Genomic DNA, 23,521 nt, shown 5'->3' with positions numbered 1-23,521 from the left:
CTCCCTTACTCGGCGCTCGCGGCGGTGTCCGCGCGCATGGCGGCCTGCCCCTGCTGCACGGCCTTGACGATGTTGTGGTAGCCCGTGCAGCGGCACAGGTTGCCTTCGAGCTGCTGGCGGATGGCGGTCGCATCGGCGTTCGGCTGGGCCTGCACCAGCGCGGTGGCGGCCATCACCATGCCTGGCGTGCAGAAGCCGCACTGCAGGCCGTGGCATTCGCGGAAGGCTTCCTGCATCGGGTGCATCGGCGCCCCGTTGCCGACGCGTATGCCGGACAGTCCTTCGATGGTGGTGACCTCGGCCCCATCGGCCTGCACGGCGAGGATATTGCAGGACTTGACCGCGCGCCCGTCCAGGTGGACCGTGCAGGCGCCGCACTGCGCGGTGTCGCAGCCGACATGGGTGCCGGTCAGGCGAAGCTGTTCGCGCAGGAACTGGACCAGGAGGGTATTGGGTTCTACCTGGGCGTCAACGGGCTTGCCATTGACCGTCAGGCGGATCGGAATCGCCATGCTTGTCTCCATGTGGGTGGACGCGCATGACCGATTCCCCGAAATCCCAAAATAAACAGCGCGGGACTGGCCACGACGCGGTACTGCCGTTTGCTACGGCTATTTCGTGATATTGGTGCTGCCGGTGCTGCCCACGGCCATTGCCGTGCGGGAGGAACCCCCCGGCGGCCGGCGAACGTTTGGCCGCGACGGGCTGTAACAGTTAATCACAAATCGCGGGCCACTGCCATGCGGGTTGCCCGTGCCCCGAAAGGGGGACAGCTAGAATGATCGATACCACCCGGGCACTCTCCCCGGCACCGATACCAGCCCCACGACATGGAAGCCTTCTTCGACTGGCTGTTCGACATCGTCGCCCTCCCCAAGGTGGGCCTGCCCGCCATCTTCGTCGTCAGCCTGGTGTCGGCCACGCTGCTGCCACTTGGCTCGGAGCCGGCGGTGTTCGGCTATATCAAGCTCAATCCGCACATGTTCTGGCCCGCCGTGGTGGTGGCCACGCTCGGCAATACGGCGGGCGGCGCGATCGACTGGTGGCTCGGCTACGCGGCCAAGCTTGCGCTGGTGCGCTACCACAAGCGGCGCCGGGAGCGCGAACACGAGCAGGAACACCTCGAACATCGCAAGCATGTGCGCAAGCCCACCAAGCCGAAGCTGGACGCGCGCTATTTCCATTGGATGCGAAGACTCGGCCCGCCCACGCTCCTGTTGTCATGGCTCCCCGCCATTGGTGATCCATTGTGCACATTGGCCGGCTGGCTGCGGCTGTCGTTCTGGCCGAGCCTGGTCTACATGGCGATCGGCAAATTCCTGCGTTATCTGGCCATGACAGCCAGCCTGCTGTGGATACCGGACAGTTTTTGGCACAACATTGCTGAAATGTTTCGCGCCTGGTTCTGAATCCGCATGTGACAGACAGTACACAAGGCGGCGCTAAACCCTTGTTCCGACACGGGTTGTGCCATGTTGCGGCGCGGCGAAACCGTGCCATGCAGTACAATCGCGCTTTAATGAACGATCGGCGCACACCTTCAGTGCGCCAGCAGGAAGCGGTCCCCCATGAACGCCCCACTCGTGCTCGACGCCAAGCTGGCCGCGCAGGACGCCCCTGCGCGCCTGCGTGAAATCCCCTATAACTACACGTCCTTTTCGGACCGCGAGATTGTCATCCGCCTGCTCGGCGAAGAGGCCTGGCGCATCCTGGACGAGCTGCGCGGCGAGCGCCGTACCGGCCGGTCAGCGCGCATGCTGTACGAAGTGCTGGGCGATATCTGGGTAGTCCGCCGCAACCCATACCTGCAGGACGACCTGCTCGAGAACCCCAAGCGCCGCCAGATGCTGGTGAGCGCGCTGCATCACCGCCTGGGCGAGATCGAGAAGCGCCGCGCCGCCGACCGTGCCGAGCACGCCGAGCCGGCCGCCGAGGATCGCTCGCATCGCGTGGAGCAGCTGGTCGCGTTCGCCAAGCAGGCGATCGAGGACTTCAAGAACGAGTTTGCCGCCGCCTACGACCTGCGCAAGCGCGCGCAGCGCGTGCTGGGCCGCGTCACGCAGAAGGACAATATCAAGTTCGATGGCCTGTCGCGCGTCTCGCACGTGACCGACGCCACCGACTGGCGCGTGGAATATCCGTTCGTCGTGCTGACGCCGGACACCGAGGAAGAGATCGCCGGCCTGGTCAAGGGCTGCTTCGAACTCGGCCTGACCATCATCCCGCGCGGGGGCGGCACCGGCTATACCGGCGGCGCCGTGCCGCTGACGCCGATGAGCGCGGTCATCAATACCGAGAAGCTGGAACAGCTCGGCCCGGTCGAGCAGACCGACCTGCCGAACGTCCCGCACAAGGTTGCCACGATCTTCTCCGGCGCCGGCGTGGTGACGCGCCGCGTGGCCGACGCCGCCGACAAGGCCGGCCTGGTGTTCGCGGTGGACCCGACCTCGATCGACGCATCGTGCATCGGCGGCAACGTCGCCATGAACGCCGGTGGCAAGAAGGCCGTGCTGTGGGGCACCGCGCTGGACAACCTGGCCTGGTGGCGCATGGTCGATCCGGAAGGCAACTGGCTCGAAGTCACGCGCCTGGACCACAACCTCGGCAAGATCCACGACGTGCCGGTCGCCACCTTCGAACTGAAGTGGTCCGACGGCAACCGTGCGCCGGGCGAGAAGGTGCTGCGCACCGAGACGCTGGCCATCGAGGGCCGCAAGTTCCGCAAGGAAGGCCTGGGCAAGGACGTCACCGACAAGTTCCTGGCGGGCCTGCCCGGCGTGCAGAAGGAAGGCTGCGACGGCATCATCACCAGCGCGCGCTGGATCCTGCACCGCATGCCGAAGTTCATCCGCACCGTGTGCCTGGAGTTCTTCGGCCAGGCGCGCGATGCGATTCCTAGCATCGTCGAGATCAAGGACTACCTCGACGCCGAGTCGAAGAAGCCGGGCGGCGCCATCCTTGCCGGCCTGGAGCACCTCGACGAGCGCTACCTGCGCGCGGTCGGCTATGCCACCAAGAGCAAGCGCAACGCCTTCCCGAAGATGGTGCTGATCGGCGATATCGTCGGCGACGATGAAGACGCCGTGGCGCGCGCCACCTCGGAAGTGATCCGCATGGCCAACGGCAAGAGCGGCGAAGGCTTTATCGCCGTCAGTCCGGAGGCCCGCAAGAAATTCTGGCTCGACCGTTCGCGCACCGCCGCCATCGCGCGCCACACCAACGCCTTCAAGATCAATGAAGACGTGGTGATCCCGCTGCCGCGCATGGGCGAGTACACCGACGGCATCGAGCGCATCAACATCGAACTGTCGATCAAGAACAAGCTCGCGCTGGTCGACGCGCTCGAGGCCTTCTTCGCGCGCGGCAATCTGCCGCTGGGCCGCAGCGACGACGCCAACGAGATCCCGAGCGCCGAGCTGCTGGAAGACCGCGTGCAGCACGCGCTCACGCTGCTGCGCGAAATCCGCGCGCGCTGGCGCTACCTGCAGGACCACCTCGATGTGCCGCTGGCCACCGCCAAGGCGTCGCTGATCGGGCACGGCCTGGGCCTGCTCGGCCAGGCCTTCGACGCGCGCCTGGTGCAGCAGCCCGATGCCAATGTGTTCCACCTGCTGCAGGACCGCACTATCCGCGTGTCCTGGAAGGCCGAAGTGCGGGCCGAGCTGCGCAAGATCTTCAATGGCGGCGAGTTCAAGCCGATCCTCGACGAAGCGCAGGCCATCCACAAGCAGGTGCTGCGCGGACGCGTGTTCGTGGCGCTGCATATGCACGCCGGCGACGGCAACGTGCACACCAACATCCCGGTCAACTCCGACAACTACGAGATGCTCCAGGATGCCCACCGCGCGGTGGCCCGCATCATGGACCTGGCGCGCTCGCTCGATGGCGTGATTTCCGGCGAGCACGGCATCGGCATTACCAAACTGGAATTCCTGACCGAGGATGAGATCGGCGACTTCCGCGCCTACAAGCAGAAGGTCGATCCGCAGGGCCGCTTCAACAAGGGCAAGCTGCTGCCGGGCGCGGACCTGCGCAATGCATACACGCCGTCGTTCGGCTTGATGGGACATGAGTCCATCATCATGCAGCAGAGCGACATCGGCGCCATTGCCGACAGCGTCAAGGACTGCCTGCGCTGCGGCAAGTGCAAGCCGGTGTGCGCCACGCACGTGCCGCGCGCCAACCTGCTGTACAGCCCGCGCAACAAGATCCTGGCGACCTCGCTGCTGGTCGAGGCCTTCCTGTACGAGGAGCAGACCCGCCGCGGCGTGTCGATCAAGCACTGGGACGAGTTCTCGGACGTGGCCGACCACTGCACGGTGTGCCACAAGTGCGCGACGCCGTGCCCGGTGAAGATCGACTTCGGCGATGTGTCGATGAACATGCGCAACCTGCTGCGCAAGATGGGGCAGAAGAAGTTCAACCCCGGCACGGCCGCGTCGATGTTCTTCCTGAACGCCACCAACCCCGAGACCATCAACCTGACCCGCAAGGTCATGATCGACTGGGGCTACAAGGCGCAGCGCCTGGGCAACGAGGTGCTGAAGAAGTTCGCGAAGAAGCAGACCGCGCATCCGCCCGCCACAGTGGGCAAGCCGCCGGTGCGCGAGCAGGTGATCCACTTCATCAACAAGAAGATGCCGGGCAACCTGCCCAAGAAGACCGCGCGTGCGCTGCTCGACATCGAGGACAACGAGATCGTCCCGATCATCCGCGACCCGAAGTCGACCACGGCCGAGACGGAGGCTGTGTTCTACTTCCCGGGCTGCGGCTCGGAGCGGCTGTTCTCGCAGGTCGGCCTGGCCACGCAGGCCATGCTGTGGCATGTGGGTGTACAGACCGTGCTGCCGCCGGGCTACCTGTGCTGCGGCTATCCGCAGCGCGGCAACGGCCAGTACGACAAGGCCGAGAAAATGGTCACCGACAACCGCGTGCTGTTCCATCGCGTCGCCAATACGCTGAACTACCTCGACATCAAGACGGTGGTGGTCAGCTGCGGCACGTGCTACGACCAGCTCGCCGGCTACGAGTTCGAGAAGATCTTCCCGGGCTGCCGCATCATCGACATCCATGAATACCTGCTGGAAAAGGGCGTGAAGCTCGAGGGCGTGACCGGTACGCGCTACATGTACCACGACCCTTGCCACACGCCGATCAAGACCATGGACCCGACCAAGCTGGTCAATGACCTGATGGGCGGCAACGCGGGCGCCGGCAAGATCGAGAAGAACGAGCGCTGCTGCGGGGAATCCGGCACGCTGGCGGTGACCCGCCCGGACGTCTCGACGCAGATCCGCTTCCGCAAGGAAGAGGAGATGACCAAGGGCGCCGACAAGCTGCGCACCGATGGCTTCACCGGCGACGTGAAGATCCTGACCAGCTGCCCGTCGTGCCTGCAGGGTCTGTCGCGCTACAACGAAGATGCATCGGTGCAGGCCGACTACATCGTGGTGGAGATGGCGAAGCATCTGCTGGGCGAGAACTGGATGCCAGAGTACGTGGCCAAGGCCAACGCCGGCGGCATCGAGCGGGTGCTGGTGTGATACGCGCAGCGGGTTGCCCGCTGTGTGAAGCCGATGGTGGCGAACTCGTCTGGATGGGCGACCGCGCCCGCGTGATCCTGGTCGAGCACGACCGCTTCCCCGGCTTCTGCCGCATCGTCTGGAACGACCATGCGGCCGAGCTGACCGACCTCGAGGATGGCGACCAGGCCTGGCTGATGCGGCTGGTGGCGCGGGTCGAGCGCGTGGTGCGCGAGGTCATGACGCCGGACAAGGTCAACCTGGCTGCGTTCGGCAACATGGTGCCGCACCTGCACTGGCACATCATTCCGCGCTACCGCTGGGACACGCATTTCCCCGAGGCAATCTGGGCCGCGCCGCAACGCGCGGCTGACGCCGCGCGCGTCGCCGAGCTGCAAGGCCGGTTGCCGGCGCTGCGTACGGCACTTTCGGCGCTAGCCACCGACGACTGAGCCAGGCGGGCGCAAGGAACCGCGCCGTGCCGGATGCGTCTGACTCCTGTTGTTATTGCAAGGGCCGCCGCGGCCCTTGCTTATTCCAGAAGAACCAGCCCGCTGCTGCGCCGGCGGGCGTACCGCTGCCGCTATGTCCACGACACCGACTTCCGTCACCGTACCGGGCCCGGCCGTTCCCGCCCAGGCCCTCAAGATCCAGAGCCGGCTGCGCATGGCCGCGACCTGGGCGCTGATCAAGCCCTACTGGAAGTCCGAAGACCGCAAGGCGGGCCTTGGCCTGCTGACGCTGGTGGTCGCGCTTAACCTGGGTATCGTCTATATCAACGTGCTGCTCAACGAGTGGAACCGCGTGTTCTACAACGCGCTGGAGCAGCGCGACTATGCCTCGTTCAAGGTGCTGCTGCTGCGCTTCTCGTGGATCGCGGCGTTCTTCATCGTGGCCGCGATCTCGCGGCAGTACTACACGATGATGCTGCAGATGCGCTGGCGTACCTGGATGACGGGCCGCTTCATGGACCACTGGATGGGGCACCAGGCGTACTACCGGATCGAACAGACCCATACCACCGACAACCCCGACCAGCGGATCTCGGACGACCTGCGCCAGTTCACCGATGGCGCGCTGACGCTATCGCTGGGCCTGGTCAATTCGGTGGTGACACTGCTGTCCTTCGTCGGCATCCTGTGGACGGTGTCGGGCCCGATCAGCCTGGCGCTGGGCGGCAATGAGATCGTGATTCCGGGCTACATGGTGTGGTTCGCGGCGGGCTACGCGGTGATTGGCTCGCTGATCGCGCATATCGTCGGACGGCCGCTGATCGGCCTGAACTTCCAGCAGGAACAATACGAAGCTGATTTCCGTTTCACGCTGGTGCGCCTGCGCGAAAACAGCGAACCCGTCGCGCTGTACCGCGGCGAGCCGACCGAGCAGGCCGGCCTGCGCGCGCGCTTCGACCGCATCCGCGCGAACTGGAACCAGCTGATGCGCTATACGCGGCGGCTGACCTTCGTGAGTTCCGGCTATGCGCAGTTCGCGATCATCTTCCCGATCCTGGTGGCGGCGCCGCGCTACTTCGCCGGCAAGATGACGCTGGGCGGCCTGATGCAGACCAGCTCGGCCTTCGGCCAGGTGCAGGGCGCGCTGTCGTGGTTCGTGGACAGCTACGCCACGCTGGTGGGCTGGAAGGCCGCGGCCAACCGGCTGATCGATTTCCAGGAAGCGATCCGCGTGGCCGAGCGGCAGGACGCGTCGCATACCGGCGTGCGCGATATCGAGGTCGAGCACACTGGCGAGCCGCAGGCCGGCATCCGCGTCGACGGCCTCGGCCTGGCGCTGCCGGTGCGTGCCCAGCGCGGCGCGAACGTCGGCCAGCGCCCGCTGGTGGCGCCGTTCTCGCTGTCGATCGCCCCGGGCGAGCGCTGGCTTGTGAATGGTCCGTCGGGCTGCGGCAAGAGCGTGCTGTTCCGCGCGTTGGCTGGAATCTGGCCATACGGCAGCGGCACCATCACCATGCCCTCCGACGCACGCACGCTGTTCCTGCCGCAGCGCAGCTACCTGCCGATCGGCACGCTGGCCGACGCGCTCGCCTATCCGGACGCGGGCACGGCCCACCCTGCCGCCGCGCTGCAGGCGGTGCTGCGACAAGCGCGTTTGCCGCAGCTCGTGGACCAGCTCGATGTCTTCGACAACTGGTCGCTGCGGCTGTCGCCCGGCGAGCAGCAGCGCCTGGCCTTCGCCCGCGCGCTGCTGCAGAAGCCGCGCTACCTGTTCCTGGACGAGGCGACCAGCGCGCTCGACGAGGAAACCGAGGGCATCATGTACCGGATGGTGGTCGACGCATTGCCCGACGCCGCCATCATCAGCATTGCCCACCGCAGCACGGTCGCGGCGTTCCATGGCCGCCACCTGCGCTATGTGCCGGATGACGGCGCCGGCACCCGAGATGGGCAAGGCGAGGGCGCTGCGGTAAGCTATCGGGTCGTATGCGAGGCGTGAACGCGCACCGCACCACGTCGCATCACGCCAACCCACCAGGCGCCCGCGCCGGCGAACACACTATGGCAGGCCTCGAGAAAGATACCCCCCATCCCAACGCGCTGACGGTGCACACGCAATCGCGCGTGCTTGAAGTCGGCTTCGACAACGGGCGCAGCTTCCGGTTGCCGTTCGAGCTGCTGCGCGTGTATTCGCCGTCGGCCGAAGTGCAGGGACACGGCCCCGGCCAGGAAGTGCTGCAGACCGGCAAGCGCGAGGTCGGCATTGCCGCCGTCGAGCCCGTGGGCAACTACGCCATCCAGATCCGCTTTACCGACGGCCACGATACCGGCATCTATTCCTGGGAACTGCTGTACCGCCTCGGCGACCAGCAGGATGTGCTGTGGGCCGACTACCTGCAGCGCCTGGAAGCCGCCGGCGCCGACCGGGACACGCCCATGGCGGCCGCCGGCGGCCATGGTTGCGGCCATCACCACTGATCTGTACCTGGAGTCTGAGATATGAGCGAAACCCACTTCGGGTTCGACAAGGTCGACGAATCGGAAAAGGCCGGCAAGGTCGCCGGCGTGTTCCATTCGGTCGCCAGCAAGTATGACGTGATGAACGACCTGATGTCGGGCGGCATGCACCGGCTGTGGAAGATGTTCACCATCGCCCAGGCCAACGTGCGCCCGGGCCATAAGGTGCTGGACATCGCCGGCGGTACAGGCGACCTGGCCAAGGCATTCGCGAAGCAGGCCGGTCCGACCGGCCAGGTCTGGCTGACCGACATCAACGAGTCGATGCTGCGCGTGGGCCGCGACCGCCTGCTCGACAAGGGCATCGTCACGCCAGTGGCGCTGTGCGACGCCGAACGCATCCCGTTCCCGGACAACTACTTTGACCTGGTCACGGTGGCCTTCGGCCTGCGCAACATGACCCACAAGGATGCCGCGCTGGCCGAAATGCGCCGCGTGGTGAAGCCGGGCGGCAAGGTCATGGTGCTGGAGTTCTCCAAGGTATGGAAACCGCTGGAGAAGGCCTACGATATCTATTCGTTCAAGGTGCTCCCGTGGCTCGGGGAGAAGGTGGCGGGGGATGCCCCCAGCTATCGTTATCTGGCAGAATCGATCAGAATGCATCCGGACCAGACTTCACTTGTACGCTTGATGGAACAAGTTGGGCTGGAGAAGGTCGAATACTTCAATCTGACGGCCGGAGTGGTGGCGCTCCACGTCGGGCGCAAGTACTAAATCGCCATTTCTGGCTTGAATTCGGCATTTGAGACCGGATTTGAGTGGAAACTGACAGGGGATCACTGAACATGTCTTCAATTCGCGGAAAATTCCTGGTGGGGTCGCTGATTGCCGCGATCGCGCTCGGCGCGGCGCTGGACGCCAATGCCAAGCGCATGGGCGGTTCGCGCAGCATCGGCAAGCAATCGTCCACCGTGACGCAGCAGCGCCAGCAGGCGCCGGCACAGCAAACGCCGTCGCAACAGCCGGCCCAGCAACCTGCGCAGCAGGCTGCGCCGGCCACCGCCGGGGCTGCCGGCGCAGCCGCGGCCGCGGCAAAGCCCAAGCGCAACTGGGCCGGCATGCTCGGCGGCCTCGCCGCGGGTCTGGGCATTGCGGCGCTGCTGTCGCACTTTGGCCTGGGCGGCGCGGCGGCCAGCTTCCTGGCCAACCTGATCCTGATTGCCCTGGTCGCGTTCGTGGTGATCTGGCTGATCCGCAAGTTCCGTGGCGGCAGCCAGCGTAGCCAGCAGCCGGCCTACGCCGGTGCCGGCAATGTGGGCGGCATGGGTAGTAACGCCGAGCCGATGCTGCGCCAGCCGGCGCCGGCTGCGAATCCGGTGATGCCGGCCGCAAGCGCCGCGCCGCTCGCCGGCGATGCCGTGGCCCAGCAGCCGTGGGGCGTGCCGGCCGACTTCGACACCGAAGCCTTCCTGCGCAATGCCAAGGTGCATTTCGTGCGCCTGCAGGCAGCGTGGGATGCCGGCAACCTCGACGACATCCGCGAATTCACGACGCCGGAAATGTTTGCCGAGATCAAGATGGACCTGGCCGAGCGCGGCACCGAAGTCAACAAGACGGACGTGGTCACGCTGGAAGGGCAGATGCTGGGTATTGAATCGTCGCCGACCCAGCACCTGGCCAGCGTGCGCTTCTCGGGCATGATCCGCGAGCGCGCCGGCGAAGCGGCGCAGCCGTTTGCCGAGGTCTGGAACCTGGCCAAGCCGGTTTCCGGGACGGGCGGCTGGCTCCTGGCCGGTATCCAGCAGGAATCCTGAGTGCCGTCACTGCCCCATGGCGGCGACGCCAGCGGGGAGTAGCTTAGAATGGAGGGCCCGTGCGCAAGCGCGGGCCTTTTCCGTTTGGAGGCGGCGCCCGGCGCTTTTGCCGGCCCTGCCTGTCCAGCCGTTCGCAGCAAGCCAATCGCCATGAACCCTCTGCCTTCCGCCCTGGCCGCGCCCGCCGTTGCCGCGCTGAACCACCTGCTCGAACAGGAACCCTGGGCCCGTGGCCAGCTGGTGGCGTTTGCCGGACGCGTGGTCCGCCTCGACGCGGCCGCGTTCGCGCTGTCGCTGCGCGTGACCGAGGACGGTGCCATCGAGCTGGCGCCCGCGGCCGAAGCACCGGCGGTCACGATTTTGGTGCCGCTGCAACAATGGCCGCTGGTTGCCGCCGACATGGCGGACGGCGGCCAGGCCGCGGCGATGCGCCATGTGCGCATCGAAGGCGACGCCGAGCTGGCCAACACGGTTTCGATGCTGGCGCGCAACCTGCGCTGGGACGCGGCCGAGGACTTGTCGCGCGCGTTTCGTGGGATCCTCGGCGGCCCGCTCAGCGACAGCCTGGCCCAGCGCATGGTCGATGGCGCGCGCCAGGCGCATGAGCAGGCCACGCGCGTCGGCCGCACGCTCGTCGAGAACGTCACCGAGTACCTGCTGGATGAAAAGCCGACGCTGGTGCGCCATGGTGCGCTGGACGGCTTTGGCGCCGACGTGGGCCGCCTGCGCGATGACCTGGCCCGCCTGGAGAAACGCCTGGAGCGGCTCGAGCGCGCGCGTCCCGCCGGGTCGACGGCGCTGCCGTCCGCCCATCGCTGATCGCGCCGCCGGCATGACGCCATTTTTTGCTGCCGCCCGCCTCGCGCAGCGCCACTGTTTCCTGAATTCCGTCGCATGACCCGCCTTCTGCGCCTCGGCAAGATCCTCTTCGTTATCCTGTACTACGGGCTGGACGAGCTTGTGCTGTCCGGTTTCCAGAACCGCAAGATCCGTTTCCTGGTCCGCGTCATGACCATCGGGCGCAAGCTGGACATGCCGCGCGGCGAGCGCCTGCGGCTGGCGCTGACCAAGCTCGGGCCGATCTTCGTCAAGTTCGGCCAGGTCCTGTCCACGCGCCGCGACCTGATGCCTCCGGATATTGCCGACGAACTTGCGAAGTTGCAGGACCAGGTGCCGCCTTTCGACTCGGCCGTGGCCGTGCGGATCGTCGAGCGTTCGCTCGGGCGCTCGCTCGACGAACTGTTCGAGACGTTCGAGCATCAGCCCGTGGCCAGCGCGTCCATCGCGCAGGTGCACTTCGCCACGCTGCGGGGCGGCCCGAACCATGGCCGCGAGGTGGCCGTCAAGGTGCTGCGCCCCGGCATGCTGCCGGTGATCGACAGCGACCTGGCGCTGATGCGCGACATGGCCACCTGGCTCGAGCGTTTCTGGGCCGACGGCAAGCGCCTGAAGCCGCGCGAAGTGGTGGCCGAGTTCGACAAGTACCTGCACGACGAACTCGACCTGATGATCGAGGCGGCCAACGCCAGCCAGCTGCGCCGCAACTTTGCCGATACCAACCTGCTGCTGGTGCCCGAAGTGTTCTGGGACTGGTGCAGCAGCACGGTGTTCGTGATGGAGCGCATGCACGGCATCCCGATCTCGCGCACCGAATCGCTCAAGGCGGCCGGCGTCGACATGCACCAGCTTGCCGAGGAGGGCGTCGAGATCTTCTTCACGCAGGTGTTCCGCGACGGCTTCTTCCATGCCGACATGCACCCCGGCAACATCCTGGTATCGGTGCAGCCGGAAACCTTTGGCCGCTATATCGCGCTGGACTTCGGCATCGTCGGCGCGTTGTCGGAGTTCGACAAGAACTACCTGGCGCAGAACTTCATCGCCTTCTTCCGCCGCGACTATCACCGCGTGGCGCTGCTGCACGTGGAATCGGGCTGGGTGCCGCCCGACACCCGCGTGGAAGAACTCGAAAGCGCGGTGCGTGCCTGCTGCGAGCCGTACTTCGACAAGCCGCTCAAGGAAATCTCGCTGGGCATGGTGCTGATGCGCCTGTTCCAGACCTCGCGCCGCTTCAACGTCGAGATCCAGCCGCAACTGGTGCTGCTGCAGAAGACGCTACTCAATATCGAAGGCCTGGGCCGACAGCTCGACCCGGACCTGGACCTGTGGAAAACCGCCAAGCCGTTCCTGGAACGCTGGATGCACGAGCAGGTGGGCTGGAAGGGCGCGTGGGAACGGATCCAGGTCGAGGCGCCGTTGTGGGCCAAGATGCTGCCCGACTTCCCGCGCCTGGCGCATCAGTTCCTCGAACGCCGCGCGCTGAACACCAATGGCGAGCAGGAGCGGCTGCTGGCCATGCTCGTTACCGAACAGCGCCGCACCAACCGGCTGGTCGGCACCGTGCTGCTGCTGGTCGGCGGCTTCCTGGCGGGCATCGTGCTGACCCATCTGCTGGCGTGGTCCGGCTACTGACAGGTCGAAGGAGAGACCACATGAACCCGGCCGACAAGGCAGCCAGCCCGCCGTCCTTCACCACCCGCAATGCCGCAGACCCGGCGTTCTGGGACGAGCGCTTCGAGCAAGGCTTCACGCCCTGGGACCTGCAAGGCGTGCCGGCGGAGTTCCAGCAGTTCGTGACCCGCAAGACGCCGTGCCCGACGCTGGTACCCGGCTGCGGCAACGGCTGGGAAGCGGGCTGGCTGTTCGAGCGCGGCTGGCCGGTCACGGCGATCGACTTTTCGCCGCAGGCCGTGGCCTCGGCCCGCCGTGCGCTGGGCCCGGCCGCTGCGATCGTGCGTGAAGCGGATTTCTTCGCCTATACGCCGGAGCCGCGCTGCGAACTGATCTACGAGCGCGCCTTCCTCTGCGCGCTGCCGCCGGCGCTGCGCGAAGCCTACGCCGAACGCGTGGCGGCACTGCTGCCGGCAGGGGGTTTGCTGGCCGGATATTTCTTCCTGGGCGACAAGCGCGGCGGGCCGCCGTTCGCGATGCTGGCGTCCGACCTTGATGCCCTGCTGGGGCCTGCCTTCGAACGGATCGATGACCGCCCGTCGGCCGCGCCGCTGCCGGTCTTCGAAGGGCAGGAGCGCTGGCAGGTCTGGCGCCGCCGGGCCTGACGCAGGCGCCGGCGCAACAGTCCGGCGCCTGCGCTGTGGCCGTTACGCTGCACGGCCGGCCCGATCGGGCCCGGCACCGGATTTTTCTTCGCCGGCCAAGTTCTGCATCGCTATAATCCGCGTTTTGATTCGGCTACGACCGCAGGCCAAGTGCGCCATCCCGCTCAGGGGACCGGCGTCGCAATGCCCCTCAAGCGGCCCCGACCGATGAATTGGACTCCGGGACGGCAGGCCAGCGCCTGCGCCCCGGCATTCGGTTTCTCGCCACAAGGGCACTTTCTGCATAGGGCAGCGGCATGCTGATCTGGTTCGTCATCATCTACTGGGTAATCTCGGTCGGCATCGGCTTGTGGGCCGCGCTGCGCGTGCGCAACACCGCAGATTTCGCCGTGGCCGGGCGCAGCCTGCCGTTCTACGTCGTCACCGCCACCGTCTTCGCCACCTGGTTCGGTTCCGAAACCGTGCTGGGCATTCCCGCGGTATTCCTGAAAGAAGGCCTGTCCGGCGTGGTCTCCGACCCGTTCGGCTCGTCGCTGTGCCTGATCCTGGTAGGCCTGTTCTTCGCGCGGCCGCTGTACCGGATGAACCTGCTCACTATCGGCGACTACTACCACAACCGCTACGGGCGGCTGGCCGAGGTGCTGACCACGCTGTGCATCGTGGTGTCCTACCTGGGCTGGGTGGCGGCGCAGATCAAGGCACTCGGGCTGGTGTTCTACACGGTCTCCGACGGCGCGCTGTCGCAGGACGCCGGCATGATGATCGGCGCGGCCAGCGTGCTGGTGTACACGCTGTTCGGCGGCATGTGGGCGGTGGCGGTGACGGACTTCCTCCAGATGATCATCATCGTGGTGGGCATGCTCTATATCGGTTACGAGGTCAGCGGCCAGGCCGGCGGCGTGGTGGCGGTGGTGTCGCATGCTGCGGCGGCCGGAAAGTTCGAGTTCCTGCCTTCGCTGGACCTGGTGCAGATCATCGGGTTTGCGGCGGCGCTGTTCACCATGATGCTCGGTTCGATCCCGCAGCAGGACGTGTTCCAGCGCGTCACGTCGTCGCGCACCGAACAGATCGCCGGGCGTGCCTCCGTGCTCGGCGGCGTGCTGTATTTCTTCTTCGCCTTTATCCCGATGTTCCTGGCCTATTCGGCCACGCTGATCGACCCGGGCATGGTGGCGAAATACATCAACTCGGATTCCCAGCTGATCCTGCCGCAGCTGATCCTGCAGCACGCGCCGATGTTCGCGCAGGTGATGTTCTTCGGCGCGCTGCTGTCGGCCATCAAGAGCTGCGCCTCGGCGACGCTGCTGGCGCCGTCGGTGACGTTCGCCGAGAACATCCTGCGGCCGTATTTCCGGCACCTCGACGACCGCAAGTTCCTGCGCGTGATGCAGACGGTCGTGCTGGTGTTCACGGCGATGGTGACCCTGTTCGCCCTGAACTCGCACCTGTCGATTTTCCATATGGTCGAAAATGCCTACAAGGTCACGCTGGTGTCGTCGTTCGTGCCGCTGGCCTTCGGCATGTTCTGGAAGCCCGCCACGCGCCAGGGCGGCCTGGCGGCCATCCTGCTCGGCCTCGGTTCCTGGCTGACCTGCGAGGTCGCGTTCGCCGACGCGACCATGCCGCCGCAGATGGTCGGCCTGCTGTTCTCGATCAGCGGCATGGTGGTCGGATCGCTGCTGCCGCAGTGGATTGCGGACCACGCGCCGGTCCAGGAAGTGCATATCGCCTGACCGCCCCCCGGCGGGACGGCTGCCTGATTGGCACGAAACCGGTCCTGCCGGCTGGATGTGCTGTTTCGTGCCCGTATTTCCGCCCGTCAGGCAACCCCGTAAGGGTTTATAATTCAAGGCTTTGCATCGTCGCGCGCGCTCGCCCGGACGATGCCTGCGCTGTTCCGATCCTGATTATTCGCCAAAGACATACCATGCCGATCTATGCCTACCGTTGCGACGCCTGCGGCCACGGGCGCGATGTGCTGCAGAAGATGAGCGACGCTCCGCTGACCGACTGCCCGTCCTGCGGCGCCGCCGGAAGCTTCAAGAAGCAGCTGACCGCGGCCGGTTTCCAGCTCAAGGGTTCGGGCTGGTACGTGACCGATTTCCGCGGTGGCAGCGGCGGCACCAGCGCCGCGGCGACCTCCGGCGCGGCGGCGCCTGCCGCCGCCGAGAGCACGGCTGCGGCATCGACCGAATCGTCCGCCAGCACCACGGCTTCCTCGGCGCCCGCCGCTGGCGGTTGCGGCAGCGCCTGCGCCTGCCACTGATCGCAGGACGGCCGTGGTCGCTAAGAAAACCTCCGCGCTGAAGACCTGGTTCCTGACCGGGTTGCTGGTGCTCGTGCCGCTGGGCATCACGCTGTGGGTGCTCAGCCTGATCATCGGCACCATGGACCAGAGCCTGGCGCTGCTGCCCGAGGCCTGGCGCCCGGACCAGTTGCTGTTCGGCAAGCGCGTGACCGGCCTTGGCGCCATCCTGACGCTGCTGTGCATCCTGCTGGTCGGGCTGCTCGCGCACAACTTCATCGGCCAGCGCCTGGTGCGCTGGTGGGAAGCGCTGCTGGGCCATATCCCGGTGGTGGGCCCGATCTACACCAGCGTCAAGCAGGTCTCCGACACGCTGCTGTCGTCGTCGGGCAATGCGTTCCGCAAGGCGCTGCTGGTGCAGTACCCGCGTGAAGGCTCGTGGACCATCGCCTTCCTGACCGGCCGTCCGGGCGGCGATGTGCAGAACCACCTGCAGGGCGAATACGTCAGCGTCTACGTGCCGACCACGCCCAATCCGACCTCGGGCTTCTTCCTGATGATGCCCAAGGCCGACACCATCGAACTCGACATGACCGTCGACGCCGCGCTCAAGTACATCGTATCGATGGGCGTGGTGGCACCGGCGGACCTGCCCCGCAAAAACGGCGGCCCGAGCCGCCCGGCGGATCCCGTCAGCCCTGCCAGGGCGACCGGCGCTGATGCCGGCCACGCGGCAGCGGTCGAGACGGCCGATCCTTCGCATACCAATTGATCACGGGCCGCCCGGCGGGCGGTCGCGTATTACCGGGAAACATCTATGTCCTCCATGCGTACTCACTACTGCGGTCTGGTGACCGAACAACTCTCGGGCCAGGAAGTGGCCCTGACCGGCTGGGTGCAGCGCCGCCGCGACCATGGCGGCGTGATCTTCATCGACCTGCGCGACCGCGAAGGCCTGGTGCAGGTGGTGTGCGACCCGGACCGCCCGGAGATGTTCAAGGCCGCGGAAGAGATCCGCAACGAGTTCTGCATCCGCATTACCGGCAAGGTGCGTCCGCGCCCGGCCGGCACCGAGAACACCAACCTGACCTCGGGCAAGATCGAGGTGCTGTGCCATGAGCTGACCGTGCTGAACCCGTCGGTCACGCCGCCGTTCCAGCTCGACGACGACAACCTGTCGGAAACCACCCGCCTGACGCACCGCGTGCTGGACCTGCGCCGTCCGCAGATGCAGTACAACCTGCGCCTGCGCTACAAGGTGGCGATGGAAGTCCGCAAGTTCCTCGATGCGCAAGGCTTCATCGACATCGAAACGCCGATGCTCGGCAAGAGCACGCCGGAAGGCGCGCGCGACTACCTGGTGCCGTCGCGCGTGAACCCGGGCCACTTCTTCGCGCTGCCGCAATCGCCGCAAATCTTCAAGCAGATGCTGATGGTGTCGGGCTTCGACCGCTACTACCAGATCACCAAGTGCTTCCGCGACGAAGACCTGCGCGCCGACCGCCAGCCGGAATTCACCCAGATCGACTGCGAGACCTCGTTCCTGACCGAGCAGGAAATCCGTGACCTGTTCGAGGACATGATGCGCGTGGTGTTCAAGAACGCCATCGACGTCGACCTGGACGCGAAGTTCCCGGTGATGGAGTTCCGCGAAGCCATGGCCCGTTTCGGCTCGGACAAACCGGACCTGCGCGTGAAGCTCGAATTCACCGATCTGACCGACGTGATGAAGGACGTCGACTTCAAGGTGTTCTCGGGCCCCGCCAACAGCGACAACGGCCGCGTGGTCGGCCTGCGCGTGCCGGGTGGCAGTGCGATTTCGCGCGGCGAGATCGACGCCTACACCCAGTTCGTCGGCATCTACGGCGCCAAGGGCCTGGCCTGGGTCAAGGTCAACGAAGTCGCCAAGGGCCGTGACGGCCTGCAGTCGCCGATCGTCAAGAACCTGCATGACGCGGCCATTGCCGAGATCCTGAAGCGCACCGGCGCCCAGGACGGCGACATCATCTTCTTCGGCGCCGACAAGGCCAAGGTGGTCAACGACGCCATCGGCGCGCTGCGCCTGAAGATCGGCCACTCGGAATTCGGCAAGGCCAACGGCCTGTTCGAAGACGTGTGGAAGCCGCTGTGGGTGATCGACTTCCCGATGTTCGAGTACGACGAGGAAGACGCCCGCTGGGTCGCCATGCACCACCCGTTCACCAGCCCCAAGGACGAGCACCTGCAGTACCTGGAAACCGACCCGGGCAAGTGCATCGCCAAGGCCTACGACATGGTGCTGAACGGCTGGGAAATGGGCGGCGGCTCGGTCCGTATCTATCGCTCGGACATCCAGAGCAAGGTGTTCCGCGCACTGAAGATCAGCGACGAGGAAGCCCGCGCCAAGTTCGGCTACCTGCTTGATGCGCTGCAATATGGCGCGCCTCCGCATGGCGGCCTGGCGTTCGGCCTGGACCGTATCGTCACCATGATGGCCGGTGCCGATTCGATCCGCGACGTGATCGCCTTCCCGAAGACCCAGCGCGCCCAGGACCTGCTGACGCAGGCGCCGAGCGCGGTCGACGAAAAGCAGCTGCGCGAACTCCATATCCGCCTGCGCGCCACCGAGCCGAAGACCACGGTCTGAGCCTGACGGTTCTCACCGAAAAAAAAACCGCGCCTTGTGCGCGGTTTTTTTGTTTCTGGTCGAAGTGATTCCGGAGCCGGACAGCGCGCCAAAGTTTCCATTTGTTACTGGTCGGAACATCACCCGGGCTCGCAGTGTCTCTTTTATCTAGGCGTTGACCGAGCTCCCGCATCCAAGGTGGCCGGCGCGCGGGAGGAAAATAACGTGAACCTGGATACAGACCTGATCCGCCAGTTCCTGCTGGCCCATGCCGAAACGCTCGTGACCTGGCTGGTGGCCGGCCTGGTGATGATGCTGCTGGCACGCTTCGAACTGCGCCGCGCGGTGCGCAAGTCGGCGCGGGCCATGTCGGAATCGGTGGCAACGACCGTGGCGGCCTGTGTGCCCGACATTGCCCACGCCGCCGCGCAGGCGACCAGCGGGGGGGCCGTGGCCGAGCCGGTGGAATCGAAGCGTGCCGACGCCCTGCGCCACGTGGCGCTGGACACCGTGGCCGCCGTGATGGCGCGCGGCCGCTGGCTGGAAGAGCTGGGCAACCTGCGCATTCCCGACGATGCCCTGTTGAGCGGCCAGCGTGCCGCCGGCGCCGATCCGCTGCTGGTTGTGGCGCCGCAGCCCGTGGTGCAGGCCTACCTGTTCGCGCAGCGCACCTTCGACGAAGAAGCCGCGCGCGTGCAGGACAGCCGCCGCGACGCCCAGCGCCGGCAGGACGCGCTCCGTGCGCTCGAAGCCGAGGCGGCCCATGTCGAGCAGGAGACCGCCAGCATCGTGATGCGCTTCGAACAAGCGAACGCCCGCTCGGCGCAGCGTGAGGAAGCCGGCGATCACCAGCGCTTCCTGATCCAGAAGTACAACGCCCTGGGCCAGCGCGAAAAGGAAATCGTCCAGCAGCGCGGCATCCTGCGCGAGCAGGCGCAGGGCAGTGCCGACGACCTGGCGTTCCAGGCGCGCGACGCCGCGCTGCGCTACCGGGAAGCGCTTGCGCCGCTGATGCAGCAGCTGCGCGAAGCCTGGGGGCACGGCGACGCGCCCGACGTCTTCGACACCTGGCTGAGCATCGACCCGATGCACCCCGAAACCGAACGCGACGCCGCCTGAACGCGGCGGTCATTTGCGTGGCAAGCGGGCGCGGCTGCGCTATCCTTGGGGGTGTCCATCGGACCCTGTTCCATGCCCTACAAGATTCCTGAATCCGTGCTGGTCGTGATCTACACGCCAGATCTCCAAGTGCTGTTGCTGGAACGTGCCGACCGGCCGGGCTTCTGGCAGTCCGTGACCGGCAGCCTGGACACCCATGACGAGCCGCTGGCGCTGACCGCCGCGCGCGAAGTGTTCGAGGAGACCGGCATCATTGCCGGCGAACACCAGCTCGCCGACTGGCAGCACACCATCCAGTACGACATCTATCCGCAGTGGCGCCACCGGTATGAGGCCGGCGTCACGCGCAATACCGAACACTGGTTTGGCCTGTGCGTATCCGGGCCGCTGCCCGTGACGCTTGCGCCACGCGAGCACCTGCAGTCGCGCTGGCTGCCATGGGAAGCCGCCGCGCAGCAGTGCTTCTCCAGCAGCAACGCGGAGGCGGTGCGCCAGCTTGCCTGGCGCGCCGCGGGCAGGCCGGCCGTCTGTGGAGCGGGGTGATGAAGCTGCGCGTGGTCACCTACAACATCCACAAGGGCGTGACCGGCATTTCGCGCCGCCCCCGAATCCAGAACGTGCGGGCAGGGCTGCAGGCCATGGACGCCGATATCGTGTTCCTGCAGGAGGTTCAGGACCGCAACGACCGCCTGGTCGCCGCGGCGCTGTTCGATCCCGAACACACGCAGCTGAACTACCTGGCTACGGATGCTTACCCGCACTCCGTGTATGGGCGCAACGCTGTCTACGAACACGGCCACCACGGCAACGCGATCCTGTCGCGACATCCGATCCTGATGTCGGAGAACCTCGATATTTCCGATCACCGCTTCGAGCAGCGCGGGCTGTTGCATGCGGTGGCCGACGTGAACGGCAGGGAAGCCCACCTGATCTGCGTGCATTTCGGCCTGTTCGCGCGCAGCCGCGCGCGCCAGGCCGAGGCGCTGGTCGAGCGTGTGCGCAACGTGGTGCCGCCCTCGGCGCCGCTGGTGATCGCCGGCGATTTCAACGACTGGAACCACCGGCTCGACGCGCAGATCTGCAATACGCTTGGCGCGGTGGAAGCTTCTCACGCACGTGGCGCGCGCCTGCATACGTTTCCGAGCCATATGCCGTGGTGGCAACTCGACCGCATCTACGTGCGCGGCTTCGAGATCGAGCGGGCGCATGCCCTGACCGGGCGCGACTGGGCGCAGCGCTCGGACCACGTGCCGCTGGTGGCGGAGCTGGCACAGAACGCCGATGACGGCAGCGCGGCCGGCGGGAAGGCCGCCTAGCCGGTTTCGGCCTGGTCCAGCCGGCTGCGGATGAACTGGAAGATCGCGTCGGGATCGCCGAGGTCCAGCACCGGCAGGGACGTCATCTGCGCCACGGCTTCCGGCGCATCAGTGGCCACGGCGATCACACCAGGTACTTCATCCCATAGGGGCGCACGCCCCAGCGATGGGCGAAACACTTCGAGCTTCGGGAAATCGCTGCGTTTATAGCCTTCGACCAGCACCAGGTCGGTATCCGCCGGCAGCACGGCCAGCGCATCATCGAGTTCCGGCGATGGGACATCCTCGGGGTAATGGCGCATCAGCGTCATGTGTCGCGCGCCGACCAGCACCACATTGCTGCAGCCGGACTCGCGCATGCGCCAGGAGTCCTTGCCCGGTGTATCGGGGTCGAAGCCGTGGTGCGTGTGCTTGATGCCGTTGACCCGCATGCCGGTGGCGACGAAGCGCGGGATCAGCGCGTCGAGCAGCGTGGTCTTGCCGCTGCCCGACGAGCCGGTGATGCCGAATACCTTCACAGTGCTGTCCCTGGGTGCCTGAGTGCATCGACGATAGCAGAGATGCGCCGCACCATGTGCAGATGGCGCCTTGTGTCCCATAATCGCGTCATGTCACGGATATCCGACACCGACAAGCCGGCCGCCACGGGTGCCGCCGCCGTGGCGCATGTTGCGGCGCGGGACGGCGAGCCCGGCACCACGGCCGCGACCGCGGGACGGCGGCGCCTGCTGCGCTGGGCCGGAAGGCATGGCAAGCCGGTGGGCGGCAACCAGGTACGCCTGCTGAGCGGGGGGCGCGATTTCTTCCCGGCGCTGATCGAGGCCATCGATGCCGCGGCCTTCCAGGTCATCATCGAGACTTACATCTATGCCGACGACGACGTCGGCCGCGCCGTCAGCGACGCGCTGGTCCGTGCGGTGGCGCGCGGCGTATCGGTACGGCTCACGGTGGACGGTTTCGGTGCCGGCGACATGTCCCCCGAGCTCGCGCAGCGCCTGCGCGACGGCGGCGTGCAACTGCGGGTCTACCGCGTCCTGAGCGGCTTTCGGCTGGCGCGCCGGCACCTGCGCCGCCTGCACCGCAAGCTGGCGGTGATTGACCGGCGCGTGGCGTTCGTAGGTGGCATCAACATCATCGACGACTACAATCACGGGCCGTTCGAGCAGGCAGGGCTGGGGGCTCGCTACGACTTTGCCGTCGAAGTCAGCGGGCCGCTGGTGGACCGCATTGCACTGACGGCCGAACGGCTGTGGTGGCGGCTTTCCCTGCGCGGCGAATTGCACGGCGTCGGCCTGGCGGGCGCGGCGGCGGGCTACCCGCTCGTCACCGACCTGCCGCCACGGCGCGACACCGCGGGCGGCGTGCTGGCGGCGCTGCTGCTGCGCGACAATCTGCGCAACCGCCGCACCATCGAGCGCGAATATCTGCGCGCGCTGGGCGTGGCCCGTGACGACGTGATCCTGGCCAACGCGTATTTCCTGCCCGGCCACAAGATGCGGCGCGCGCTGCTCGCGTGCCGCGAGCGCGGCGTGCGGGTACGATTGCTGTTGCAGGGCAGGGTCGAATACCGTCTCCAGCATTTCGCCACGCATGCGCTCTATGCCAGCTTGCTGGACGCCGGTGTCGAGATCTACGAGTACGCCGAAAGCTTCCTGCACGCCAAGGTCGGTGTGGTGGACGAGACGTGGGCCACGGTCGGGTCGAGCAATATGGATCCGTTCAGTCTGCTGCTCGCGCGCGAGGCCAACGTCTGCATTTATGATCCGGCCTTCGCCGCCTGCTTGCGTGCGGAACTGGAGCGGGCCATCGCGCAGCGCAGCGTGCGTGTCATGCCCGAAGCCCATGCACGCCGCTCCTCGCTGCGGCGCGTCGCGAACTGGGCGGCGTACATGGTGTTGCGTCTCGGCGTCGTCATCGCCGGCGTGACCGGGCGCTACTAGGGCGGCACATGAGGTATTGCTTCGCAGCACGATGCAGGCTGCGTGGCTTGAAGCAACAGGCGGCGCGATGATGTTGCAACGCAGCCTGTTTAGAAACGTGGGTCTAATTAAAAGCTTGATGGCAACGGGGCACGACAGAATAATCTGAACGACCGTTCTTTTTTGGCTTAGACTGCGTGCATTCGCGGCGAAAACCGGCATTTCTGCGGCCGCCGCATGCAATAAGCAACGTCAGGGTCATACGTGGTGCCCAGTGAAGGCGCCACAAGAACGGAGAAATAATTATGCGACACCAGTCAGCTCGTCTTGAATCCGCCACCGCTTCCCCCGCGCCGATGCGCAAGGGGGAAATGACGCGCGTGGCGATTCTGGATGCCGCACTGGAATTGTCGTCCCGCGACGGGCTCGAAGGTCTGACCATCGGGCTGTTGGCGGAACGCATGCAGATGAGCAAGAGCGGCGTCTTCGCGCATTTCGGTTCGCGCGAAGACCTGCAGGTGGAAGTTGTGCGCGAGTATCACCGGCGGTTCGAGCAGGAGGTTTTTTACCCTTCTCTGCATGAGCCGCGCGGGTTGCCTCGGCTGTGGTCGATGGTGCGCCGGTGGATGGAGAAACGCATCCAGGAAGTGACGACGGGATGCATCTACATCAGCGGCGCCGTCGAGTACGACGACCGCGCGGAAAGCCTGGTGCGTGACGAGCTGGTCAAGAGCGTCAGCATCTGGCGATCGGCGCTGACGCGTGCCATCAGCCAGGCAAAGGAAGAGGGGCACCTGCGCGCGGACAGCGATCCGCGCCTGATGCTGTTCGAGATGTACAGCCTTGAACTGGGCCTGCATCACGACGCACGTTTCCTGCGCCTGCCGGACAGCGCCGAGCTTGCCATGGTCGCGCTCAACAAACTGATTCAGTCTTACCGTACCTGAGGCTGTCGCGTA

The 23,521-nt window shown here is 66.3% G+C and carries 21 protein-coding genes; 19 read left to right on the top strand and 2 right to left on the bottom strand.

Annotated features, from left to right (window positions below):
• Positions 1-5: 5 nt before the first annotated feature.
• On the bottom strand, positions 6-512 hold the full coding sequence (locus AC3FKH_RS00665; protein WP_488672089.1) for a (2Fe-2S)-binding protein: 507 nt from the start codon (positions 510-512) through the stop codon (positions 6-8).
• Positions 513-830: 318 nt separating this feature from the next.
• Between AC3FKH_RS00665 and AC3FKH_RS00660 the strand changes: the two genes are divergently transcribed.
• The 17 genes from AC3FKH_RS00660 (at position 831) to AC3FKH_RS00580 (ending at position 20,643) form a co-directional block, all read left to right on the top strand.
• Entirely contained in the window at positions 831-1,409 is a 579-nt protein-coding gene (locus AC3FKH_RS00660; protein WP_488672087.1) for a YqaA family protein, read from the top strand.
• A 159-nt stretch (positions 1,410-1,568) separates the two neighbouring features.
• Positions 1,569-5,543 (top strand): DUF3683 domain-containing protein, encoded by a 3,975-nt coding sequence (locus tag AC3FKH_RS00655; protein ID WP_488672085.1) that lies wholly within the window; start codon positions 1,569-1,571, stop codon positions 5,541-5,543.
• Between the two features lie 53 nt (positions 5,544-5,596).
• Positions 5,597-5,974 carry an HIT family protein gene (locus AC3FKH_RS00650; RefSeq protein WP_483731214.1) on the top strand — a complete coding sequence of 126 codons (378 nt, stop codon included), beginning with the start codon at positions 5,597-5,599 and terminating at the stop codon, positions 5,972-5,974.
• Between the two features lie 133 nt (positions 5,975-6,107).
• Positions 6,108-7,973 (top strand): ABC transporter ATP-binding protein/permease, encoded by a 1,866-nt coding sequence (locus tag AC3FKH_RS00645; RefSeq protein ID WP_488672082.1) that lies wholly within the window; start codon positions 6,108-6,110, stop codon positions 7,971-7,973.
• A gap of 62 nt (positions 7,974-8,035) precedes the next feature.
• A complete protein-coding gene (locus tag AC3FKH_RS00640; protein WP_488672081.1) occupies positions 8,036-8,452 on the top strand; it encodes a gamma-butyrobetaine hydroxylase family protein in 417 nt (138 codons plus the stop codon).
• A gap of 21 nt (positions 8,453-8,473) precedes the next feature.
• Positions 8,474-9,205: a bifunctional demethylmenaquinone methyltransferase/2-methoxy-6-polyprenyl-1,4-benzoquinol methylase UbiE gene (gene ubiE, locus AC3FKH_RS00635; protein WP_488672079.1), complete on the top strand. Its 732-nt coding sequence runs from the start codon at positions 8,474-8,476 to the stop codon at positions 9,203-9,205.
• Between the two features lie 71 nt (positions 9,206-9,276).
• Positions 9,277-10,245 (top strand): Tim44 domain-containing protein, encoded by a 969-nt coding sequence (locus tag AC3FKH_RS00630; protein ID WP_488672078.1) that lies wholly within the window; start codon positions 9,277-9,279, stop codon positions 10,243-10,245.
• Positions 10,246-10,395: 150 nt separating this feature from the next.
• A complete protein-coding gene (locus AC3FKH_RS00625; RefSeq protein WP_488672077.1) occupies positions 10,396-11,064 on the top strand; it encodes a ubiquinone biosynthesis accessory factor UbiJ in 669 nt (222 codons plus the stop codon).
• A 75-nt stretch (positions 11,065-11,139) separates the two neighbouring features.
• Entirely contained in the window at positions 11,140-12,714 is a 1,575-nt protein-coding gene (ubiB, locus tag AC3FKH_RS00620; RefSeq protein WP_488672075.1) for a ubiquinone biosynthesis regulatory protein kinase UbiB, read from the top strand.
• Between the two features lie 20 nt (positions 12,715-12,734).
• Complete coding sequence (locus tag AC3FKH_RS00615; protein WP_488672073.1) at positions 12,735-13,358, top strand: methyltransferase domain-containing protein; 624 nt, start codon at positions 12,735-12,737, stop codon at positions 13,356-13,358.
• A gap of 296 nt (positions 13,359-13,654) precedes the next feature.
• Positions 13,655-15,091: a high affinity choline transporter 1 gene (locus AC3FKH_RS00610; RefSeq protein ID WP_488672071.1), complete on the top strand. Its 1,437-nt coding sequence runs from the start codon at positions 13,655-13,657 to the stop codon at positions 15,089-15,091.
• Positions 15,092-15,285: 194 nt separating this feature from the next.
• The gene (locus tag AC3FKH_RS00605) at positions 15,286-15,624 is read left to right on the top strand and encodes an FmdB family zinc ribbon protein (protein WP_483710419.1); all 339 of its coding nucleotides are present in this window, start codon (positions 15,286-15,288) and stop codon (positions 15,622-15,624) included.
• Between the two features lie 13 nt (positions 15,625-15,637).
• Positions 15,638-16,375 (top strand): DUF502 domain-containing protein, encoded by a 738-nt coding sequence (locus AC3FKH_RS00600; protein ID WP_488672070.1) that lies wholly within the window; start codon positions 15,638-15,640, stop codon positions 16,373-16,375.
• 45 nt (positions 16,376-16,420) lie between these two features.
• On the top strand, positions 16,421-18,229 hold the full coding sequence (gene aspS / locus AC3FKH_RS00595) for an aspartate--tRNA ligase (RefSeq protein WP_483710421.1): 1,809 nt from the start codon (positions 16,421-16,423) through the stop codon (positions 18,227-18,229).
• Between the two features lie 204 nt (positions 18,230-18,433).
• On the top strand, positions 18,434-19,327 hold the full coding sequence (locus tag AC3FKH_RS00590) for a hypothetical protein (protein ID WP_488672069.1): 894 nt from the start codon (positions 18,434-18,436) through the stop codon (positions 19,325-19,327).
• 72 nt (positions 19,328-19,399) lie between these two features.
• Positions 19,400-19,870, top strand: coding sequence for a dihydroneopterin triphosphate diphosphatase (nudB, locus tag AC3FKH_RS00585; protein WP_488672068.1), 471 nt, complete (start codon positions 19,400-19,402; stop codon positions 19,868-19,870).
• Positions 19,870-20,643, top strand: a complete 774-nt coding sequence (locus AC3FKH_RS00580) for an endonuclease/exonuclease/phosphatase family protein (protein WP_483710424.1) — start codon at positions 19,870-19,872, stop codon at positions 20,641-20,643. Before nudB ends, AC3FKH_RS00580 begins: the two co-directional genes overlap by 1 nt.
• Here AC3FKH_RS00580 and mobB read toward each other — a convergent pair.
• Entirely contained in the window at positions 20,640-21,161 is a 522-nt protein-coding gene (gene mobB, locus AC3FKH_RS00575) for a molybdopterin-guanine dinucleotide biosynthesis protein B (protein ID WP_488672066.1), read from the bottom strand. The two genes, AC3FKH_RS00580 and mobB, sit on opposite strands and share 4 nt — an antisense overlap.
• Positions 21,162-21,215: 54 nt before the next feature.
• Here mobB and clsB point away from each other — a divergent pair, with 54 nt between their 5' ends.
• Together clsB and AC3FKH_RS00565 are read left to right on the top strand one after the other, a co-directional pair.
• Positions 21,216-22,583, top strand: a complete 1,368-nt coding sequence (clsB, locus tag AC3FKH_RS00570) for a cardiolipin synthase ClsB (RefSeq protein ID WP_488672860.1) — start codon at positions 21,216-21,218, stop codon at positions 22,581-22,583.
• A 335-nt stretch (positions 22,584-22,918) separates the two neighbouring features.
• On the top strand, positions 22,919-23,509 hold the full coding sequence (locus AC3FKH_RS00565) for a TetR/AcrR family transcriptional regulator (RefSeq protein ID WP_211948946.1): 591 nt from the start codon (positions 22,919-22,921) through the stop codon (positions 23,507-23,509).
• The last annotated feature ends 12 nt before the right edge of the window (positions 23,510-23,521 follow it).

The sequence above is a fragment of the Cupriavidus sp. 21MJTG02-4 genome, from assembly GCF_057798975.1.
This window is presented reverse-complemented; position numbering and strand designations above follow the sequence as displayed.

Excerpts from the sequence above, each read along its gene's own strand:
- AC3FKH_RS00660 (WP_488672087.1), top strand. The coding sequence starts at position 831 with ATGGAAGCCTTCTTCGACTGGCTGTTCGACATCGTCGCCCTCCCCAAG.
- AC3FKH_RS00580 (WP_483710424.1), top strand. The coding sequence starts at position 19,870 with ATGAAGCTGCGCGTGGTCACCTACAACATCCACAAGGGCGTGACCGGC.
- AC3FKH_RS00625 (WP_488672077.1), top strand. The coding sequence starts at position 10,396 with ATGAACCCTCTGCCTTCCGCCCTGGCCGCGCCCGCCGTTGCCGCGCTG.
- ubiB (WP_488672075.1), top strand. The coding sequence starts at position 11,140 with ATGACCCGCCTTCTGCGCCTCGGCAAGATCCTCTTCGTTATCCTGTAC.
- AC3FKH_RS00610 (WP_488672071.1), top strand. The coding sequence starts at position 13,655 with ATGCTGATCTGGTTCGTCATCATCTACTGGGTAATCTCGGTCGGCATC.
- AC3FKH_RS00605 (WP_483710419.1), top strand. The coding sequence starts at position 15,286 with ATGCCGATCTATGCCTACCGTTGCGACGCCTGCGGCCACGGGCGCGAT.
- AC3FKH_RS00630 (WP_488672078.1), top strand. The coding sequence starts at position 9,277 with ATGTCTTCAATTCGCGGAAAATTCCTGGTGGGGTCGCTGATTGCCGCG.
- AC3FKH_RS00565 (WP_211948946.1), top strand. The coding sequence starts at position 22,919 with ATGCGCAAGGGGGAAATGACGCGCGTGGCGATTCTGGATGCCGCACTG.
- AC3FKH_RS00615 (WP_488672073.1), top strand. The coding sequence starts at position 12,735 with ATGAACCCGGCCGACAAGGCAGCCAGCCCGCCGTCCTTCACCACCCGC.
- AC3FKH_RS00645 (WP_488672082.1), top strand. The coding sequence starts at position 6,108 with ATGTCCACGACACCGACTTCCGTCACCGTACCGGGCCCGGCCGTTCCC.
- aspS (WP_483710421.1), top strand. The coding sequence starts at position 16,421 with ATGTCCTCCATGCGTACTCACTACTGCGGTCTGGTGACCGAACAACTC.
- nudB (WP_488672068.1), top strand. The coding sequence starts at position 19,400 with ATGCCCTACAAGATTCCTGAATCCGTGCTGGTCGTGATCTACACGCCA.
- AC3FKH_RS00650 (WP_483731214.1), top strand. The coding sequence starts at position 5,597 with ATGGGCGACCGCGCCCGCGTGATCCTGGTCGAGCACGACCGCTTCCCC.
- AC3FKH_RS00655 (WP_488672085.1), top strand. The coding sequence starts at position 1,569 with ATGAACGCCCCACTCGTGCTCGACGCCAAGCTGGCCGCGCAGGACGCC.
- ubiE (WP_488672079.1), top strand. The coding sequence starts at position 8,474 with ATGAGCGAAACCCACTTCGGGTTCGACAAGGTCGACGAATCGGAAAAG.
- AC3FKH_RS00640 (WP_488672081.1), top strand. The coding sequence starts at position 8,036 with ATGGCAGGCCTCGAGAAAGATACCCCCCATCCCAACGCGCTGACGGTG.
- clsB (WP_488672860.1), top strand. The coding sequence starts at position 21,216 with ATGTGCAGATGGCGCCTTGTGTCCCATAATCGCGTCATGTCACGGATA.
- AC3FKH_RS00665 (WP_488672089.1), bottom strand. The coding sequence starts at position 512 with ATGGCGATTCCGATCCGCCTGACGGTCAATGGCAAGCCCGTTGACGCC.